Origin of the sequence: Pseudomonas sp. PS01299 (assembly GCF_029960145.1) — a bacterium.
Classification (GTDB): domain Bacteria; phylum Pseudomonadota; class Gammaproteobacteria; order Pseudomonadales; family Pseudomonadaceae; genus Aquipseudomonas; species Aquipseudomonas putida_A.
This window is the reverse complement of record NZ_JASCPO010000104.1, coordinates 1-19,857: the sequence shown is the minus strand read 5'-3', so window position 1 is coordinate 19,857 and position 19,857 is coordinate 1. Positions and strand designations below refer to the sequence as shown.

17 protein-coding genes and 1 pseudogene are annotated in these 19,857 nt (G+C 61.1%); 8 read left to right on the top strand and 10 right to left on the bottom strand.

All coding sequences use genetic code 11. From position 1 onward, the window contains the following. Positions 1-102 precede the first annotated feature (102 nt). Positions 103-348, bottom strand: a complete 246-nt coding sequence (locus QMX91_RS18395) for a DUF1127 domain-containing protein (protein ID WP_134784980.1) — start codon at positions 346-348, stop codon at positions 103-105. Positions 349-527: 179 nt separating this feature from the next. Between QMX91_RS18395 and QMX91_RS18390 the strand changes: the two genes are divergently transcribed. Next, positions 528-1,946: a PLP-dependent aminotransferase family protein gene (locus QMX91_RS18390; protein ID WP_134784981.1), complete on the top strand. Its 1,419-nt coding sequence runs from the start codon at positions 528-530 to the stop codon at positions 1,944-1,946. Here the strand turns inward: QMX91_RS18390 and QMX91_RS18385 are convergent, their stop codons facing one another. The 4 genes from QMX91_RS18385 to QMX91_RS18370 form a co-directional block, all read right to left on the bottom strand. Continuing rightward, on the bottom strand, positions 1,947-2,477 hold the full coding sequence (locus QMX91_RS18385) for a hypothetical protein (protein WP_134784982.1): 531 nt from the start codon (positions 2,475-2,477) through the stop codon (positions 1,947-1,949). Further along, positions 2,474-4,903 carry a fimbria/pilus outer membrane usher protein gene (locus QMX91_RS18380; protein WP_282413155.1) on the bottom strand — a complete coding sequence of 810 codons (2,430 nt, stop codon included), beginning with the start codon at positions 4,901-4,903 and terminating at the stop codon, positions 2,474-2,476. Before QMX91_RS18380 ends, QMX91_RS18385 begins: the two co-directional genes overlap by 4 nt. Next, the gene (locus QMX91_RS18375; RefSeq protein ID WP_282413154.1) at positions 4,903-5,616 is read right to left on the bottom strand and encodes a fimbria/pilus chaperone family protein; all 714 of its coding nucleotides are present in this window, start codon (positions 5,614-5,616) and stop codon (positions 4,903-4,905) included. The genes QMX91_RS18380 and QMX91_RS18375 overlap by 1 nt, the downstream gene beginning before the upstream one ends. A gap of 87 nt (positions 5,617-5,703) precedes the next feature. Continuing rightward, the gene (locus QMX91_RS18370) at positions 5,704-6,354 is read right to left on the bottom strand and encodes a DUF1120 domain-containing protein (protein ID WP_098966262.1); all 651 of its coding nucleotides are present in this window, start codon (positions 6,352-6,354) and stop codon (positions 5,704-5,706) included. Between the two features lie 294 nt (positions 6,355-6,648). Between QMX91_RS18370 and QMX91_RS18365 the strand changes: the two genes are divergently transcribed. Continuing rightward, positions 6,649-8,217 (top strand): phospholipase D family protein, encoded by a 1,569-nt coding sequence (locus QMX91_RS18365; protein ID WP_282413153.1) that lies wholly within the window; start codon positions 6,649-6,651, stop codon positions 8,215-8,217. A gap of 139 nt (positions 8,218-8,356) precedes the next feature. Here QMX91_RS18365 and QMX91_RS18360 read toward each other — a convergent pair whose 3' ends face one another. After that, a complete protein-coding gene (locus QMX91_RS18360) occupies positions 8,357-9,502 on the bottom strand; it encodes an MFS transporter (protein ID WP_098966265.1) in 1,146 nt (381 codons plus the stop codon). Positions 9,503-9,746: 244 nt separating this feature from the next. Next, the gene (locus QMX91_RS18355; RefSeq protein WP_210556330.1) at positions 9,747-11,240 is read right to left on the bottom strand and encodes an aldehyde dehydrogenase; all 1,494 of its coding nucleotides are present in this window, start codon (positions 11,238-11,240) and stop codon (positions 9,747-9,749) included. Between the two features lie 235 nt (positions 11,241-11,475). Here QMX91_RS18355 and QMX91_RS18350 point away from each other — a divergent pair, with 235 nt between their 5' ends. After that, positions 11,476-11,838: a cupin domain-containing protein gene (locus QMX91_RS18350; RefSeq protein ID WP_097089496.1), complete on the top strand. Its 363-nt coding sequence runs from the start codon at positions 11,476-11,478 to the stop codon at positions 11,836-11,838. Positions 11,839-12,019: 181 nt separating this feature from the next. Here the strand turns inward: QMX91_RS18350 and rpmG are convergent, their stop codons facing one another. Both rpmG and rpmB read right to left on the bottom strand, forming a co-directional pair. Continuing rightward, a complete protein-coding gene (rpmG, locus tag QMX91_RS18345; protein ID WP_003177274.1) occupies positions 12,020-12,175 on the bottom strand; it encodes a 50S ribosomal protein L33 in 156 nt (51 codons plus the stop codon). 11 nt (positions 12,176-12,186) lie between these two features. Continuing rightward, a complete protein-coding gene (gene rpmB, locus QMX91_RS18340; RefSeq protein WP_003229474.1) occupies positions 12,187-12,420 on the bottom strand; it encodes a 50S ribosomal protein L28 in 234 nt (77 codons plus the stop codon). 445 nt (positions 12,421-12,865) lie between these two features. Between rpmB and QMX91_RS18335 the strand changes: the two genes are divergently transcribed. Then, positions 12,866-14,452 carry an ABC transporter substrate-binding protein gene (locus tag QMX91_RS18335; protein ID WP_247839643.1) on the top strand — a complete coding sequence of 529 codons (1,587 nt, stop codon included), beginning with the start codon at positions 12,866-12,868 and terminating at the stop codon, positions 14,450-14,452. A gap of 134 nt (positions 14,453-14,586) precedes the next feature. Here the strand turns inward: QMX91_RS18335 and radC are convergent, their stop codons facing one another. Next, positions 14,587-15,261: a DNA repair protein RadC gene (radC, locus tag QMX91_RS18330; protein WP_098966267.1), complete on the bottom strand. Its 675-nt coding sequence runs from the start codon at positions 15,259-15,261 to the stop codon at positions 14,587-14,589. A gap of 136 nt (positions 15,262-15,397) precedes the next feature. Here radC and coaBC point away from each other — a divergent pair, with 136 nt between their 5' ends. From coaBC to argB, 4 genes and pseudogenes are all read left to right on the top strand, one after another. Further along, complete coding sequence (gene coaBC, locus QMX91_RS18325; RefSeq protein WP_282413152.1) at positions 15,398-16,606, top strand: bifunctional phosphopantothenoylcysteine decarboxylase/phosphopantothenate--cysteine ligase CoaBC; 1,209 nt, start codon at positions 15,398-15,400, stop codon at positions 16,604-16,606. 5 nt (positions 16,607-16,611) lie between these two features. After that, the gene (dut, locus tag QMX91_RS18320; RefSeq protein ID WP_003229483.1) at positions 16,612-17,067 is read left to right on the top strand and encodes a dUTP diphosphatase; all 456 of its coding nucleotides are present in this window, start codon (positions 16,612-16,614) and stop codon (positions 17,065-17,067) included. A gap of 308 nt (positions 17,068-17,375) precedes the next feature. After that, a pseudogene (locus QMX91_RS18315) lies at positions 17,376-18,773 on the top strand (phosphomannomutase/phosphoglucomutase); the annotation flags it as partial. Positions 18,774-18,790: 17 nt separating this feature from the next. Next, positions 18,791-19,696, top strand: coding sequence for an acetylglutamate kinase (gene argB, locus QMX91_RS18310; protein WP_003229488.1), 906 nt, complete (start codon positions 18,791-18,793; stop codon positions 19,694-19,696). Positions 19,697-19,857 lie beyond the last annotated feature (161 nt).

The following is a 19,857-nucleotide window of genomic DNA, read 5'->3' as shown; positions in this document are numbered from 1 at the left end:
GAGCAAGCCCGCTCCCACAGGTGACCGCGCTCCACCTTGAGAACACGGTCGAATGTGGGAGCGGGCTTGCTCGCGAAGGGGCCGAAACAGGCGCTAAAACGTTCAGATCCGCCAGAACGGCTTCAACCCCTCTTCATTTGCCTGCTCCCGGGTCAACCCGACGTCCTTGAGCTGCTCCGGCGTCAGATTCATAAGCGCCTTGCGCGTGTGCAGACGATGCCAGAACAGGCCCCAGCGACTCAGGCCGGATGGCGCGTTACGCATGGCGCTATTCCATGCACTGTCCTCCTGCCCTGCCGCCAGTTCCTGACTGCGTAACGTCAGCCGCACATCGCTCAAGCCGTTCATTTTTGTTGCTCCTGTTTACTTGGGTAGCCAGAGATTCCATGATGCGCGGGTCGGCAAAAGCATTACAGATTCAACACATCTGTATTAACTCCATACAGATTTGCCATTCCTGAGACTGAATTACCGATTTTTGCTGCATCTGTACTGGTTTAACGAATCACCTGCATCGAGGCAGTGCCATGACCCTGTATGTGAACCTCGCCGAACTGCTCGGCACCCGCATCGAACAAGGCTTCTACCGTCCTGGCGATCGCCTGCCTTCGGTGCGTGCCTTGAGCGTAGAACACGGGGTCAGCCTCAGCACGGTGCAGCAGGCCTATCGCATGCTTGAGGACAGCGGTCTGGCAACGCCGAAACCCAAGTCCGGCTACTTCGTGCCGGTGGGTCGCGAGCTGCCGGAGCTGCCCGCAGTCGGGCGTCCGGCGCAGCGACCGGTGGAGATTTCGCAGTGGGATCAGGTGCTGGAGCTGATTCGTGCGGTGCCACGCAAGGACGTGGTGCAACTGGGTCGGGGCATGCCCGACGTGACCACGCCAACGATGAAACCGCTGTTGCGCGGACTGGCGCGGATCAGCCGACGCCAGGACATGCCCGGTCTGTATTACGACAACATCCACGGCACCCTTGAACTGCGCGAACAGATCGCCCGGTTGATGCTCGATTCCGGCTGCCAGTTGAGCGCCAGCGACCTGGTGATCACCACCGGTTGCCACGAAGCACTGTCCACCAGCATCCACGCAATCTGCGAACCGGGCGACATCGTCGCGGTGGATTCGCCGAGCTTCCACGGCGCCATGCAAACGCTCAAGGGCCTGGGCATGAAAGCCCTGGAAATCCCCACCGATCCGCTGACCGGCATTAGCCTCGAAGCGCTGGAACTGGCGCTGGAGCAATGGCCGATCAAGGTCATCCAGATCACCCCCAACTGCAACAACCCGCTCGGCTACATCATGCCGGAGTCGCGCAAGCGCGCCCTGCTCAACTTGGCACAGCGTTTCGACGTGGCGATCATCGAGGACGATGTGTATGGCGAGCTGGCCTACACCTACCCGCGTCCGCGCACGATCAAGTCCTTCGACGAAGATGGTCGAGTGCTGCTGTGCAGCTCGTTTTCCAAGACCTTGGCCCCAGGCCTGCGCATCGGCTGGGTCGCGCCGGGTCGTTATCTGGAACGGGTGCTGCACATGAAATACATCAGCACCGGTTCCACCGCACCGCAGCCGCAGATCGCCATCGCCGAATTTCTCAAGGGTGGCCATTTCGAACCGCACTTGCGGCGGATGCGCAGCCAATACCAACGCAATCGTGACGCGATGATCGACTGGGTTACCCGCTACTTCCCGGTCGGGACCCGCGCCAGTCGTCCACAGGGCAGCTTCATGTTGTGGGTCGAATTGCCGGAGGGTTTCGATACGCTGAAACTCAATCGCGCGCTGCACGATCAGGGCGTACAGATTGCCGTCGGCAGCATCTTTTCCGCCTCGGGCAAGTACCGCAATTGTCTGCGGATGAACTACGCGGCGAAACCGACACCACAGATCGAAGAGGCGGTGCGCAAGGTCGGCGCGGCGGCGATCAAACTGCTGGCCGAAGCCTGATCATTCCAGCTGAAACGTACCGAATCCCTCAAGTCGCTGAAGGTTGGCGACACGACTTGAGGCATCACTGACGCGGGCTTCGATTTCCAGCTCCACCTCCAGATGGCGCCCGGCGGCGAGGCTGCCAGAGCGCCAGGCGGTGATGCGATCGCCAGGCTGCAACAGGCCCGCCTCGCCATCATCGCGCTGCCATTGCACCGGCGCGCCATCCAGACGCGCTGCCACAATGCGTATCTGCAACCGTCCCGGTGCCCAGCGGTAATGCAGCGCATCGCTGCTCGGGGCAGCAAAGGACCACCTGATCGCGCGCGCAGCCGGACATTGAATCCGTAGATGAACCGTGCGCACACCAAAACTGCCGTCATTGCCCGATGGCCGGGCGAGCAGCTCCGCCCGCGTCGAAACGCCATAGTCCACCGCGCTCGGTGAGAGCGTCATCTGGCAGGCCTCGCTGGCCATGACCGAGGTCGATGCCAACGATGCCAGCGTGATCAGGACAATCCATCGATGCATGCGCAATAACTCGGTCATGTAAGGTTCAAAGGCTGACAGAGCGCGTCGACGGGCTCGATCAATGCTTGCTCGTCCGGCGCTTCAGCCAGATTGAATTGCAGGTCGCAGTGCGCGCTATCCGACAGTTGCACCCGCAGCGACTGACCGGGTTTGATGTCCGGCAGAAAGATCGCCCCGGCCTCAAGCACCGTGGTCACGTATTCGCCTTGCCCGTTGTGTACGGCGAGTCCACTGGGCAACCATTGCCGGTCAAGCGTCCTGGCCTTCAACAGCACACGCCGCACGCGGGTGATGGAAAAATCCATATGCTGAACCGAGCCACGCCCGGCCTCGACCTCCTGATAACCGTCGAGCACCTCGACGTTGCGCGGCAAACTCAACGGATCGACTTCCAGCCGGGCTGTGGAATAGGCCGGCAAACTCGCCACCACCGCCCGGCCCAATCCATCCGTCCACACCGGGCCTTGCGGCGTGTACAGCTTCAGACCCGCACGGTCGCCAGCCTTGAGCACGGCAAAGGTCTCGCGCAGTGGATACGGCGACAGCGTCACACCGTCGCGATGCAACGCCATGCCGCCGCGCAGCCCCAGGTCGAATTCGCTGGCCCCGGCTCGCTGGTTCAGGCCCAGATCCAGACTGGTGTAATGCGCCAGTGCGTTGACCCGCAAACCCAGCGATGGCGCCGCAGCTTCACGCTGTTCGGCACTGGCGCTATAGGCCAGGGTTTCACTGAGCACTTCGCTCATCGACACGCCACGGCGCATCCCGGATCGCGGATCGCTGCGCAGGTAGCTGCGAGCCCTGCGCTGATCGCCCAATGGCATCCCGGCCGTCAGATAGACCGAGGTGCCCCGCTGCCTCGCGTCGGCATCGCCGATCCCCCGCTCCAGACTCAACGACAGGCTGATGCGCGCGGGCAGTGTCTGCGACCAGGACAATCCCAGGCGCATGTTGGGTGGCTCGTCCACGCTGGTGTAGCGCGACCAGGTCATGCCGAATGCCCCCCAGCGCTCGACAGTACCGTTGAGCGAAAATGTCCAGTGATCGCGCCCGGAGGCGTCGGCCCGTCCCTGCTGCTGGCTCCAGCCGGTGTCCGACAGGCTGCGAAAGCCCTTGCCACGGTGCACCGCAACCACACTGGTGGACAGATTCGGCGACAACACGGCACTGACGGTCATTTGCACCTCATGACCTGCAATGCCTGTGTCTCGATCGCTGGACAACACCTGGCGCACACCGGTGCTCAGATTGCCCGGCCATTGACGCTGCAGCCCCCAGCCTGCCGACAGATAATCCGCCCCACCGAGGAACCCGCCGCTCACGCGCAACGCTCGTGACAGACTCCACTCTCGGCCAAGGGTGGCAAATGACGGCGCCTGACGATCATCCGAACCCTGGCGTCGCACCGTGCCAAGCGCCAGATTGAAGCCGTCGGCGCGATCGAATTGTGGATCCTGCAGGCTGGCTGCCGGGACGCGAAAACGCCGCACTTGCCCTTCCTGCTCGTGCACGCTGACTTCGAGGTCGAGCTGGTTGCTCAACAACGGCAGCGCGCGCAAGGTGAAGGGGCCGCCGGGAACCAGTGTGGTGTAGATCAGCACGCCGTTCTGCCGGACTTCGATTCGCGATGGCGACCAGGCAATGCCCTCGACCTCGCCACGTGCACCCTCCTGTGCTGCGCGCATTTGCGCGAACGCACCTTCCGGCAGAATCTGCACTCCGTTGAACGATTCGCCGGCGAACAATGGCGACTGCAAGTTCAACTGGCCGATCTGCACGTTGGCTTCGTAAGCTTCCAGAGTGCGCGTGCCATAGGCATACAGATGCTCGAAACGCGTGCTGTCGGGCAACTGCGTATAGGACTGGCGACTGCGCAAGACCCAGTTGCCGGCATTCAGGCCGAACTCCGAACCCAGCCTGCGAAAATCGCTACGTTGCCCCTCGTGCTGGCTGCCCATGACCAAAACATCGTAGTTGAACACGCCGCCCACTCCGCCATTGGCGAAACTGCGTGGCTGAAATTCCGGCAATGCCAACAGGTCCGTCGGCAGCAGCAGGTCGATCTGTTCCTTGCCGGGATGCAATGCAACGGTGGACGCTGGCAGACCTTCGCCCAGCGTCAGGCACTGCTGCGGTTGAACGGGGGGCAAAGCCGCTTGCGCGCGCACACCAGCAGCCTTGAGCAAGGCCGGTTGCAGGCACGGCTCGCCCTGTTCATTGAATGTCACGAACACCCGCCCCCGTGGCTGTCCATTGACCTCAAGCGCGACCAGCCATGTGCCTTGGGAGAAACGCGGTGCTTGGCGAAAGTACTCAGCCAATGCGGGGTCGAGCCCGCGCTCGCGAAGCACCTGCGCATCGAATTCCACCCCTTCACTGGCCATCGTCATGCCGATCGCATTCGCCATCAGCAGTGCCAGTCCCTGACGGGCACACGTGCGCATCAGTGCGTAACCGGGGCATCAAAGTGATCGACCGCAAAGCCATATGTGGTCGCCGGAAAGATCCGCACTGCCATGGTTCGCACTGTCACGTTCAACGGCAACCCGACAGACAGGCGCTCCCCTGGCAGGATCCAGGTACGCGGCAGATCCACCGCCTGCGTGCCCGGCAGCGGAACAATCGCTTTAGCCAGTCGCACCACGTAAGGACTGGGATTACTGACCAGCAAACCTTCAGCCGTGGCTGACCAGCTCAGGCGTTTCCATGGCTCGCGCTCCACTGGCAGACCGGCGGGGCGCAGGATCACCGGCAGGTTTTGCCGAACACCCAGATTGACCCGGGCACCGTCGACACCTGCCAGAGGATTGATCCCCTCAAAAATCACCCGTTTCAGACGCTCGGTCTGCAATGGTTCGGCGCTCTGCAACATGAACCGTACCTGCTGCACCGAACCGGGCTCGACACGAGCAATCGGCGGACTGAACAGCAACAGCAGTTGATCGTGCGGCTCGATATTTTCGACCGTGGTGTGCAGCAGGGCCGGACGCGTTTCGGTGTTTCGCACATTCATCGTCGCTTCACCGACACCCTCATCCACCACCAGCACAGGGGTTTGCGGCACCATTCCGGCAGCGTGAACCCCGGGCATCAAAATCAAGACGAGCAGGCACAGTGGCAACGCCCGCAAGCCTGGGCGGCACATTGAAATCGGCATCGGTATTGCTCCGCAGGGGGCAGCGCACCCGGCAAAGGGCGCGCTGAATGAACCTGAAAGAACCCGGTAATGGCCGGGTTCTGACGATCAGAGGTAGAACATCTCGAAGGTCACCGAGCCATCGAGCGGGATCTCGCTGGTGATCGGCAGCGCGTTGCTCGGGCCGATGATCGGCAACAGGCTCATCGGAAACCCGTGGTGACGGGCCGCGACCGGGCCAGCTGCCACGCCGGAACCCCATGAGTAGAGCGCCGGGGCATTGCCCACCAGCGGCGAAGCAGGCAGTTGCCACGCCGGTGCTGCCAGAGTGCGTGTCATCAGAGTCTGCGGCGCACCGTCGGCTTCCGGACGACCGTGACGCAGCGCAAATCCGCCGATACGGATGCCGTTGATTTCACCCAGGCCGTAGAACAAAGCCGGATCGTTATTACCCGCACCATCGTTGATGCCCGGCAATTTGGTGGCTGTACGATTGTCTCTGACCGACACCTCGACCGATGCCTCTGCATCACAGTTGATGTGCAGCGAAATGTCGTGGGTCGGCAGCAGCGTCTGCGTGGTCTTGTTCAGGGTGGCTGCGGATATCTTGCGCAAATCTACCGTGCCGCCACCGGCAAATGCAGGGATGCACGAGGTCGGAATAATGGTTCCGATCACGCTCAGATCCACGCTCTCGGCGACCACCAGGGTGGGTAATACTGCAGCCGCGACGGCTGCCATCCATGTTGTTTTTTTCATCAGTCCCTACTTCATCGGTTATTGATCAATGGCAGTTGTTCAGCGCATTGCCTTCACAAGACGCTGAACACCGGGGCGATGATTTCGTTTTTTGCAGGATCCGTATGTAGGAATCGGCGCCGACCAAGAGCTGAAAAAACAACAAAACAAATAGTCCAAAACCACAGGCGAACTCATTCCTACTTTTGAACGACTAATTGTTTACACAGTGTGGCGAGGATCCGCCGGAAACGGTCTTGGAAATCCTCTGCGTGCCATACTCCGTCACCCCCTGCCTCCAGCCGAGAAACCAACGTGCGACCCGGAAAAAAATTGCTCGCTGTCTGTGTGTTGTGCTCGTTGGCCAGTGGTTGCGCCACCCTCGATGCGCCGCGCGAACCCAGCCAGGCGTTGCCGGCCGCGGGCTCCGCATTCGGTCGCTCGATTCAGACCCAGGCAGCGCCCTGGCAGGGCCGTTCCGGCTTCCGCTTGCTGTCCAACAGCACAGAAGCCTTCACCGCCCGCGCCGAGCTGATTCGCAATGCGCAAACCAGCCTCGACTTGCAGTACTACATCGTCCATGACGGCGTCAGCACGCGGATGCTGGTGGAAGAACTGCTCAAGGCCGCCGACCGCGGCGTGCGCGTACGCATCCTGCTCGACGACACCACCAGCGACGGCCTCGACACGATCATCGCCACGCTGGCGGCGCATCCACAGATCCAGATCCGCCTGTTCAATCCGCTGCACCTGGGCCGCAGCACCGGCGTTACCCGCGCTGCCGGACGCCTGTTCAACCTGTCGCTGCAACACCGGCGCATGCACAACAAACTGTTCCTGGCGGACAACAGCGTGGCCATCGTTGGCGGGCGCAATCTGGGCGACGAGTATTTCGATGCCGAGCCGAATCTGAATTTCACCGACATCGACATGCTCAGTGTCGGCCCGGTGGCAGAGCAGCTCGGGCACAGTTTCGACCAGTACTGGAACAGCGCGCTGAGCAAGCCGATCAACGAATTCCTCTCCAGCAAACCAAGCGCCAAAGACCTGCAGAACACCCGCACGCGCCTGGAAGAGTCGCTGGATGAAACCCGTAAACAGAATCACGCGCTGTATCAACAGTTGATGACGTTCAAGACCGCGCCACGCATGGACATCTGGCGCAAGGAACTGATCTGGGCCTGGAACCAGGCGCTGTGGGATGCGCCGAGCAAGGTGCTGGCCAAGGACGAACCGGACCCGCAACTGCTGCTGACCACACAACTGGCGCCGGAACTGCGCGGCGTCAGCAAAGAGCTGATCATGATCTCGGCGTACTTCGTGCCCGGCCAGCCGGGGCTGGTGTACCTGACCGGGCGCGCCGACGCCGGGGTCTCGGTGAGCCTGCTGACCAACTCGCTGGAAGCCACCGATGTGCCAGCGGTGCACGGCGGTTACGCGCCGTATCGCAAGGCGCTGCTGGAGCACGGGGTGAAACTGTATGAGCTGCGCCGTCAGCCTGGGGATAACTATGGCAGCGGTCCACATCTGTTCTACAGCAAGTCTTTCCGTGGTTCGGATTCCAGCCTGCACAGCAAGGCGATGATTTTTGATCGGCAGAAAGCATTCATCGGCTCGTTCAACTTCGATCCGCGCTCAGTGCTGTGGAACACCGAAGTCGGGGTTCTGGTGGACAGCCAGGAACTGGCCGAACACGTGCGCGAACTGGCGCTGCAAGGCATGGCGCCGGCTCTGAGTTATCAGGCGAAACTGCAGGATGGCGAGATCGTCTGGGTGACCGAGGACAACGGCCAAATACACACGCTGAGCAAGGAACCGGGGAGTTGGTGGCGGCGCTTCAATGCGTGGTTCAGCACCACTGTCGGCCTGGAGCGGATGCTGTAGTCGAATTGAAAACTCATTTGTGGCGAGGGAGCTTGCTCCCGCCTGAGTGCGCAGCGCTCACGAAGTCTTTGGGGCCGCTGCGCAGCCCAGCGGGAGCAAGCTCCCTCACCACAAGAATTCTTTCGCTTTAAGAGCTGACTTAAGCAGGCTCGGCCACTGTGCCGAATGCCCCCTGACGCATCAGTAGAATCACCAATCCAAACGCCCCCGCCGCCATCAACAACGGCAACGCATGCCCGCTGATCCACTGACTGCCCGCCCCCGCCAGCAACGGCCCGATCAGACAGCCCACACCCCACAGCTGCGCAATGTGCGCATTGGCCCGCACCAGCGCATCGTCGCGATAACGCTCGCCGATCAGAATCAGTGACAAGGTGAACAGGCCACCGGCACTGGCGCCGAACAACACCCACAACGGCCAGATCAGCAGCGTGTCGATCAACAGCGGAATCGCCAGACTCGACAGCATCAGGATCACTGCGCAACCGGCGAACAACGTGCGCCGCGACAGGTAATCTGCCAGCGCGCCGATCGGCAGTTGCAACAGTGCGTCGCCGACCACCACCGTGCTGACCATCGCCAACGCAATCTCGGCGGTGAAGCCCTGTTGCAGGCAATACACCGGCAACAGCGTGAGGATCATCGCTTCGAACGCGGCGAACAGTGACACCGCCCAGGCAATCGCCGGCAGCTCCCGGGCAAAACCCCACAGATCGCTGAACGTCACACTGCTGGCTTCACTGCTCGGCGCACCGCTGCGGCCCATCAACAGCAATGGCGAGACTGTCAGCAGCCCGACACCGACCCAGAAACCATAATCATGCTCAGTGCCTAGCGCACCCAGCAGCAGCGGACCAGACAGTTGGCTCAGCGCATAGCTGCTGCCATACAGAGCGACGAGACGACCGCGCCAGTGTTCGACGACCAGTTGATTGATCCAGCTCTCGCCGAGGATGAATACGATGGTCAGGATCACCCCAATCATCAGGCGCAGCACCAGCCAGACCGGATAACTCGGCAACAGCGCGAGCAAGCCGATCGACAACGCCCCGGCCCACAGGCAAAGACGCATGAGGTTCGCGGTGCCGAAACGTGCCGCCAGATGACTGGAAATCTTCGCGCCCAGCAATACGCCAATCGCCGGCATCGCCGCCATCACGCCGATGGCGAAAGAGCCGTAACCCCAGCTCTCCAGACGCAACGACACCAGCGGCATGCTGACCCCCAGGGCCAGGCCGACACTCAAGACAGACGCCAACACGGCGAAATACGTCGCCCAACGCATGGTCCACGCTCCTGTGGATATTCTTATGTGCGCCACAAAATCAAATGTGGGAGCAAACCCTGTGGTGAGGGGATTCATCCCCGACAGGTCGCGCAGCGACCTCAAAACCTGCACCCTCGCATGCACTGGTTTTGCGACTGCTTCGCAGCCGATCGGGGATAAATCCCCTCACCACAGAGACTTGCTCCCACAGGGGATCTCCGTAAGTTCGAAAGCCTGAACGAATCAGGCTCCCGCTAACGGCTTACAGCTTGATCCACGTCGCCTTCAGCTCGGTGTATTTGTCGAACGCGTGCAGCGACTTGTCGCGACCGTTGCCCGACTGCTTGAAGCCGCCGAACGGTGCGGTCATGTCGCCGCCGTCGTACTGGTTGACCCACACGCTGCCGGCGCGCAGTGCTTTGGCAGTCAGGTGCGCCTTGGAGATGTCCTGAGTCCATACCGCAGCGGCCAGGCCGTACGGCGTGTCGTTGGCGATCTGGATCGCTTCTTCGGCGGTATCGAAGGCGATGACCGACAGCACCGGGCCGAAAATCTCTTCCTGAGCGATCTTCATCGCGTTGCTCACGCCGTCGAAAATCGTCGGCTCGACGTAAGTGCCACCGGTTTCCTGGAGGATGCGCTTGCCGCCCGCCACCAGTTTGGCGCCGTCGGTGTGACCGGATTCGATGTACGACAGCACGGTGTTCATCTGCTGGGTATCGACCAGCGCACCGACATTGGTTGCCGGGTCCAGCGGATTGCCCGGCTTCCAGGCTTTCAGCGCCTCGATCACCATCGGCAGGAATTTGTCCTTGATCGAGCGTTCGACCAGCAGACGCGAACCGGCGGTGCAGACTTCGCCCTGGTTGAAGGCGATGGCGCTGGCGGCGGATTCGGCAGCGGCTTGCAGGTCCGGCGCATCGGCGAAGACGATGTTCGGGCTCTTGCCGCCGGCTTCCAGCCACACGCGCTTCATGTTCGATTCGCCGGAGTAGATCATCAGCTGCTTGGCGATCTTGGTCGAACCGGTGAACACCAGCGTGTCGACGTCATTGTGCAGCGCCAGCGCCTTGCCGACGGTGTGGCCGTAGCCCGGCAGCACGTTGAGCACGCCTTTCGGAATGCCGGCCTCAACGGCCAGCGCAGCGATGCGAATCGCGGTCAGCGGGGATTTTTCCGACGGCTTGAGGATCACCGAGTTACCGGTCGACAGCGCCGGGCCAAGTTTCCAGCAGGCCATCATCAGCGGGAAGTTCCACGGCACGATGGCGCCGACCACGCCCACCGGCTCGCGGGTCACCAGACCCAGTTGATCGTGCGGAGTGGCGGCGACTTCGTCGTAGATCTTGTCGATCGCCTCACCGCTCCAGCTCAGCGCTTGCGCCGCGCCCGGGACGTCGATGTACAGCGAATCGCTGATCGGCTTGCCCATGTCGAGGGTTTCGAGCAGCGCCAGTTCTTCAGCGTGCTGCTTGAGCAGGCTGGCGAAACGAATCATGGTGGCTTTGCGTTTGCTCGGCGCCAGGCGCGACCAGACGCCGGAATTGAACGTGGCACGAGCGTTTTCCACGGCGCGCTGGGCGTCGGCGGCGTCACAGCTGGCGATCTTGCCCAGCAGACGGCCATCGACCGGGCTGATGCACTCGAAGGTCTCGCCGGAGACGGCGTCGGTGTATTCGCCGTTGAGGTAGGCGCGGCCTTCGATCTTCAGGTCGCGAGCACGTTGTTCCCAATCGGCACGAGTCAGGGTGGTCATTCGAGTGTCCTCCTCTTGTTGAATAGAGCGCCGCGTTCTTCGCGGTCGTCTTCAGGAATGCTGCCCGGCCGGCCTGCTTTTTCGGCCCAAGGCACCCGCCACCCTAAACCAGCGACCGGGGTTGTTTCAATATATTTGACATAAGCGCGCCATACGGCCTTGCGGTGTTCATTTTAATAAACATAGACTTTGGCCCTTTCAAGCCACCGCGCCGTCATCACGGGAGAAAACAACAATGAACATCCAGAACGTCGTCGATATCAGCCTGACCAGCAGCGAAGCCGAACGCTATCGCCCGGACCCGGCCAAAGTGCTCAAGGGCGACCCAGAGCAAGCGGTGTTCAATCAGTACGACAGCCCTTGTGGGCAAATGGGTGTTGGCGTGTGGGAAGGTGCGGTCGGGCAGTGGACGGTGAACTACACCGAGCATGAATACTGCGAAATCCTGCAAGGGGTTTCGGTGCTGCGTGACAGCGATGGAAATGCCAAGACCTTGCGTGTTGGCGACCGCTTTGTGATTCCGGCCGGTTTCCGTGGTACCTGGGAAGTGCTGGAGGCTTGCCGCAAGATCTATGTGATCTTCGAACAGAAGGCCTGAGGATTTTCGCTGGCTGATCCGGCCCCATCGCGAGCAGGCTCACTCCTACAGGTGACCGCATTCCAATGTAGGAGTGAGCCTGCTCGCGATGAGGCCCGGCCAGACACCACAGAAATCCGAGCCAACAAAAAAGGCCCGTATCGTGAGATACGGGCCTTTTTCGTAAGTCGGGAAAAATCAATTACTTGATTTTGCCTTCCTTGTAGATCACGTGCTTGCGAACAACCGGATCATATTTCTTGATCTCGATTTTGTCCGGAGTAGTACGCTTGTTCTTGTCGGTAGTGTAGAAGTGACCAGTACCGGCGCTCGAGATCAAACGAATCAATTCACGCATGATTAGCTCCCTTAAATCTTGCCATCGCGGCGAAGTTCGGCGAGCACGACACTGATGCCACGCTTGTCGATGATGCGCATGCCTTTGGCAGATACGCGCAGACGCACAAAACGTTTCTCTTCTTCAACCCAGAAGCGGTGATGCTGCAGGTTCGGCAGGAAACGACGACGGGTTTTGTTGTTTGCGTGGGAAATGTTATTCCCGGTTACCGGACCCTTACCGGTAACTTGACATACTCTCGACATGCCTCAGCCCTCTAAAACCACATGCCCAACCCGGCATGGGTTGGCCGCTTAATCTCTCAGTCATTTGGCGCCAGGCGCCGCGTTTCTTTAGAGGTCTTACCGGCTACACCTACAGTGAAGGAACCGGGCCCCTAGAAAAGAGCGCTGCTTTATACCAGAAAGACCGGGGTGCAACAACAATGGATGTGCAATCGACCGGTAAAAAGGCGCATTTTCCGCCTGCAGACGCTTTGGATAAAGGCTGAGGCGAGTTTTGACCACTCGTCGCAGAAAACCGCTCTAACAGACGTTTCCGACTTTTCCTCGTGCACCGCGGTCTGAAAAACGTCACTGGGCTGCCCCAAAAATGCAAAAAGGGGATAGTCATTTGCAATCCAGCCCTCTAGGGTAACCCTTTTCCAGACTGCACCTGCAGATGGCCTTCGATCTGTAAAGGAAGCCGACCATGCGCCTCGCTGCCCTACCCCTGTTGCTCGCCCCGCTTCTGCTGAGCCCCCTGGCCCAGGCTGCCGCCCTGAGTGTGTGCACCGAGGCCAGCCCTGAAGGGTTCGACGTGGTGCAATATAACTCGCTCACCACCACTAATGCCTCGGCCGACGTGCTGATGAATCGCCTGGTGGACTTCGACACCGCCAGCGGCAAAGTCGTGCCGAGCCTGGCCGACAGCTGGGAAGTCAGCACCGACGGCCTGACTTATGTGTTCAAGCTGCACCCGCAGGTGAAGTTTCACAGCACTGACTATTTCAAGCCGACCCGTACGCTGAGCGCCGAAGACGTCAAATTCAGCTTCGACCGCATGCTCGATCCAGCCAACCCATGGCACAAAGTGGCGCAAAGCGGCTTCCCGCACGCCCAGTCCATGCAGTTGCCGGCGCTGATCAAGAAGATCGACGCGCTTGACCCGCTGACCGTGCGCTTTACCCTCGACCACCCGGACTCGACGTTCCTCGCGACCCTGAGCATGGGCTTCGCCTCCATCTATTCCGCCGAGTACGCCGACAAGTTGCTCAAGGCCGACGCGACCGACAAGCTCAACAGCCAGCCGATCGGCACCGGTCCGTTCATCTTCACGCGCTTCCAGAAAGACGCCTCGGTGCGCTACAAGGCCAACCCGGACTATTTCGGCGGCAAGCCGGCGGTCGACCCGCTGATCTTCGCCATCACCCCGGACGCCAACGTGCGCCTGCAAAAGCTGCGGCGCAACGAGTGCCAGATCGCCCTGTCGCCAAAACCGCTGGACGTGAAGGCTGCGCAGGAAGAGCCGACGCTGAAAGTAGAAAAGACTGACGCCTTCATGACCGCTTTCGTCGGCATCAACAGCCAGCACCCACCACTGGACAAACCAGAAGTGCGCCAGGCGATCAACCTCGCCTTCGACAAGGCCAACTACGTCAAAGCCGTGTTCGAAGACACCGCCGAACCCGCCAATGGCCCTTACCCGCCGAACACCTGGAGCTACGCGAAGAACCTGCCGGGCTATCCGCACGACGTGGCCAAAGCCAAGGCGTTGCTGGCCAAGGCCGGACTCAAGGACGGCTTCCAGACCACCATCTGGACGCGTCCGTCCGGCAGTCTGCTCAACCCGAACCCGAGTCTGGGCGCGCAGTTGCTGCAATCAGATCTGGCGGAAATCGGCATTCAGGCGGAAATCCGCGTGATCGAGTGGGGCGAACTGATTCGCCGCGCCAAGGCTGGCGAGCATGACCTGCTGTTCATGGGCTGGGCCGGCGACAACGGCGATCCGGACAACTTCCTCACGCCGCAGTTTTCCTGCGCGGCGGTCAAATCCGGCACCAACTTCGCCCGCTACTGCAATGCCGACCTGGACAAACTGATCAGCGCCGGCAAGACCACCAGTGAGCAAGGCGTGCGCACCAAACTGTACGAACAGGCACAGGCGCAGATTCAGCAGCAGGCGCTGTGGTTGCCGCTGGCACACCCGACCGCCTATGCACTGACGCGCAAGGATGTGCAGGGTTATTCCGTCAGCCCGTTTGGCCGGCAGGACTACTCGAAGGTCACCCTGAAATAACCCGTCACAACACAATTCACCTGTGGGAGCGGGCTTGCTCGCGAAGGCGTCGGATCAGCCAAACTCTTATTGACTGACACATCGCCTTCGCGAGCAAGCCCGCTCCCACAGGGGTTGGTGTTTGTTGTTGAAAGCTACATCCAGCCACACTCCGCCATCGACAGCGGCTCGCCGTCGCCAATGATGAAGTGATCCAGCACCCGCACATCAATCAGGTCCAGAGCCTTCTGCAAGCGCTTGGTCAGTTGGCGGTCCGCCTGGCTCGGATCGCTGTTCCCCGACGGGTGGTTATGGCAGAGAATCACCGCCGCCGCGTTGTTGGCCAATGAGCGTTTCACCACTTCCCGGGGATGCACGCTGGTGTTGTCGATCGAGCCGCGAAACAGTGCCTCGAACGTCAGCACCTGATGCTTGGAATCAAGAAACAGGCAGCCAAACACCTCGTGCGGCTCGTGACGCAGCATGGATTTCAGATAGTCCCGAACTGCCTGCGGATTCTCCAGCGCCGGTTTTTTACGCATGCGCTCGGCCAGATGTCGCCGCCCCATTTCCAGCACCGCCTGCAACTGCGCGAATTTCGCAGGCCCCAATCCCAACTGTCCGCTGAACGCCGCAAGATCGGCCTCCAGCAACGCGCGCAGGCTGCCGAATTGCGTCAACAGGTGTCGCGCCAGATCCACCGCGCTTTTTCCCGTGACCCCGGTTCGAAGAAAAATCGCCAGCAACTCGGCGTCCGAAAGACTTCCCGAGCCCTGTTCAAGCAGCTTCTCCCGCGGCCGCTCCGCCGCAGGCCAATCGCGAATACTCATACACCTTCCTTGTCTGTGGGCACCGCTGTTCCGTAGCGGTCGCTGTGATATCGTAGCCCATCTTTTTTGCGGGCGAATTCACCCTGGGGAGGGGGTTTCGCCACGTATGTCACCCACGAAATGTAAAGGCAGACCTATGCAGCGGCTGTATCGGAAACGCATCGTTCTGGGCGTCGGCGGCGGCATTGCGGCCTACAAGAGCGCCGATCTGGTTCGTCGCCTGATCGACCAGGGCGCCGAAGTGCGTGTGGTCATGACCCATGGCGGCGCCGAGTTCATCACCCCGCTGACCATGCAGGCCCTGTCCGGGCACCCGGTTCACCTCGACTTGCTCGACCCGGCCGCCGAAGCGGCGATGGGCCACATCGAACTGGCCAAATGGGCCGATCTGGTGTTGATCGCCCCGGCCACCGCCGACCTGATCGCCCGTTTGGCCCAAGGCATCGCCAATGATTTGCTGACCACTTTGGTTCTTGCTACCGACGCCGTGGTGGCCGTCGCGCCAGCAATGAATCAGGCGATGTGGCGCGATCCGGCAACCCAGGCCAACCTGCAACTCCTTGAAAGCCGTGGCCTGAAGACTTTCGGCCCGGCCTCTGGCAGCCAGGCCTGCGGCGACGTCGGCATGGGCCGGATGATGGAAGCCACCGATCTGGCGCAGTGCGCGGCGGACTGCTTCCAGCGTCAGGCGCTGACCGGCAAGCACGTGGTGATCACCGCCGGCCCGACCCAGGAAAACATCGACCCGGTGCGCTACATCACCAACCACAGCTCCGGGAAAATGGGCTTCGCTCTGGCCGAAGCCGCGGTGGAAGCCGGCGCCCGCGTGACCCTGATCAGCGGCCCGGTACACCTGCCGACGCCGGATCGCGTCACGTGTATCGACGTGGTCAGTGCCCGCGACATGCTCGCAGCGTGCGAGTCGGCCATCCCGTGTGATGTGTTCATCGCCTCGGCAGCGGTGGCGGACTACCGTCCGGAAGTCGTTGCCCCGCAAAAACTCAAGAAAGACCCTACAAGCGGCGACGGCTTCGTCCTGCAAATGGTGCGTAACCCGGACATCCTGGCCACCATCGCGACCCGTCCCGACCGTCCGTTCAGTGTCGGCTTCGCCGCCGAGACCGAACACCTGCTCGACTACGCTGCACGCAAGCTGAAAGACAAGAATCTCGATTTGATCGTCGCCAACGACGTCGCCAACCCGAGCATCGGATTCAACAGCGAAGAAAACGCCTGCAGCGTGATCGACCGTGAGCTTCATGCCACTGTTTTCGCCCAGACCAGCAAGAGCAAGATCGCTCGCCAACTGGTCACTTTTATCGCCGAACGTCTGAACCAGGTTTAATTTACATGCACGCTTTGCAAGCCAAGATCCTCGACCCACGCATCGGTACCGAATTCCCGCTGCCGCAATACGCCACCCCGGGCTCCGCTGGCCTCGACCTGCGCGCCATGCTGGAACAGGACATCGTGATCAAACCGGGTGAAACCGTGCTGATCCCAACCGGTCTGTCGGTGTACATCGGCGACCCGAACCTCGCCGCGCTGATCCTGCCGCGCTCGGGCATGGGCCATAAGCACGGCATCGTGCTCGGCAACCTCGTCGGCCTGATCGACTCGGATTATCAGGGCCCGCTGATGGTGTCCTGCTGGAACCGTGGCCAGAGCGACTTCACCATGACAGTCGGCGAGCGTCTGGCGCAACTGGTGCTGGTGCCGGTGGTGCAGGCGCATTTCGAAATGGTTGAAGAGTTCGTCGAAACCGAACGCGGCGCGGGCGGATTTGGCCATACCGGCACTAAATAACCCTGAAATATTATTGTGGCGAGGGGATTTATCCCCGATGGGCTGCGAAGCGGCCCCAAGGCTTTTGGATCTGCTGCGCAGCCATCGGGGATAAATCCCCTCACCACAAAATTTGTGCTTTTTCGGCAGCAGGTTTTAGCACCGAAAATCAAGGTTTTGCCGGCCGCAGGCCACGCCAGACGAGGCGTCATGGCCCTTTCACACCACGAACTCTCTGCGGAAAACGCCGTCATACCCTTCAGTTTGAGCCTGCCGCCGAGTGAATCGTCGGTGTGTCCCGCCACTTTCGAGATGGAGCATTTGTGCAGATGAGCACCCCCGCCAAGATCGCCCCGAAGCTTCCCGACAGCATCTTCCGCGCCTATGACATTCGCGGCACCGTGCCGGAATTCCTCAATGCCGAAACCGCTTACTGGATCGGCCGCGCCATCGGCTCACAGAGCCTGGCCCAAGGTGAACCGAATGTTTCCGTCGGTCGCGACGGTCGCCTGTCCGGCCCGGAGCTGGTTGCAGAACTGATCCGCGGTATCGCCGAGAGCGGCTGCCACGTCAGCGACGTCGGCCTGGTCCCGACGCCTGCGCTGTATTACGCGGCGAACGTATTGGCCGGCAAGTCTGGGGTAATGCTCACCGGCAGCCATAACCCGTCGAACTACAACGGCTTCAAGATCGTGATCGCCGGCGACACCCTGGCCAACGAGCAGATCCAGGTGCTGCACGAGCGCATCAAGACCAATGACCTGACCAGCGGTCAGGGCAGCGTGACCCAGGTCGAAATCCTTGACCGCTACACCACCGAAATCGTCAAGGACGTCAAACTGGCCCGACGCCTGAAAGTCGTGGTCGACTGCGGCAACGGCGCGGCCGGCGTGATTGCCCCGCAACTGATCGAAGCGCTGAACTGCGAAGTCATTCCGCTGTTCTGCGAAGTCGACGGCAACTTCCCCAACCATCACCCGGACCCGGGCAAGCCCGAAAACCTCGTCGACCTGATCGCCAAGGTCAAGGAAACCAACGCCGACCTCGGCCTGGCCTTCGACGGTGACGGCGACCGCGTCGGCGTGGTGACCAATACCGGCAGCATCGTCTACCCGGATCGCCTGCTGATGCTGTTCGCCCGCGACGTGGTGGCGCGCAACCCGGACGCGGAAATCATCTTCGACGTCAAATGCACCCGCCGTCTGGTGCCGCTGATCAAGGAATACGGCGGTCGCCCGCTAATGTGGAAGACCGGTCACTCGTTGATCAAAAAGAAAATGAAACAATCCGGTGCTCTATTGGCCGGTGAGATGAGCGGCCACATCTTCTTCAAGGAACGCTGGTTCGGTTTCGACGACGGTATCTACAGCGCCGCACGGCTGCTGGAGATCCTCAGCAAGGAAAAATCCACCGCCGAAGAGCTGTTTGCGACCTTCCCGAACGATATTTCTACGCCGGAAATCAATATCCATGTGACCGAAGAGAGCAAATTCAGCATCATTGATGCACTGCACGACGCACAGTGGGGCGCAGGCGCCGACCTGACCACCATCGACGGCGTGCGAGTCGATTACGCCAAAGGCTGGGGCCTGGTGCGCGCCTCCAACACCACACCGGTGCTGGTGCTGCGTTTCGAGGCCGATGACGAGGCAGAACTTGCGCGTATCAAGGCTGTGTTCCACGCCCAACTGAAACGCGTTGCACCTGATCTCCAACTACCGTTCTGATTCACCCGGAGCCCTGAATGACCCTCGAACGCGAAGCCGCCGCCCACACCGCCCAGGTCCTGTCCGAAGCGTTGCCTTACATCCGACGTTATGTCGGCAAGACCCTGGTGATCAAATACGGCGGCAACGCGATGGAAAGCGAGGAGCTGAAAACCGGCTTCGCCCGCGACATCGTCTTGATGAAAGCCGTGGGCATCAACCCGGTGGTGGTTCACGGCGGCGGCCCGCAGATCGGTGATCTGCTCAAGCGCCTGTCGATCGAAAGCCACTTCGTCGATGGCATGCGCGTCACCGACGCCGCGACCATGGACGTGGTGGAAATGGTCCTCGGCGGTCAGGTCAACAAAAGCATCGTCAACCTGATCAACCGTCACGGCGGCAGTGCCATCGGCCTGACCGGTAAAGACGCCGGGCTGATTCGTGCGAAGAAACTGACCGTCACCCGCCAGACCCCGGAGATGACCCAGCCGGAAATCATCGACATCGGTCAGGTGGGCGAAGTGGTCGGGATCAACACCGAGCTGCTGAACCTGCTGGTCAAAGGCAACTTCATCCCGGTGATCGCGCCGATCGGCGTCGGTGAGAACGGCGAGTCGTACAACATCAACGCCGACCTGGTGGCCGGTAAAGTCGCCGAAGCGCTGAAAGCCGAGAAGCTGATGCTGCTGACCAACATCGCCGGCCTGATGGACAAGTCCGGCACCGTGTTGACCGGCCTGAGCACCCAGCAGGTCGACGATCTGATCGCCGACGGCACCATCTACGGCGGCATGCTGCCGAAGATCCGTTGCGCACTGGAAGCGGTTCAGGGTGGCGTTGGCAGCTCGCTGATCATCGACGGTCGCGTACCGAACGCGATCCTGCTGGAAATCTTCACCGACACTGGTGTGGGCACGCTGATCAGCAATCGCAAGCGTCCGTAAGGCGTAGCGGAAACAAAAAGACCCCGCTCAGCCTGACTGAGCGGGGTCTTTTTTTGCCTGCGGCCTTCCATCTATTGTGGCGAGGGAGCTTGCTCCCGCTTGAGTGCGCAGCGCTCACAAGCTTTTCGGGTCTGCTACGCAGCCCAGCGGGAGCAAGCTCC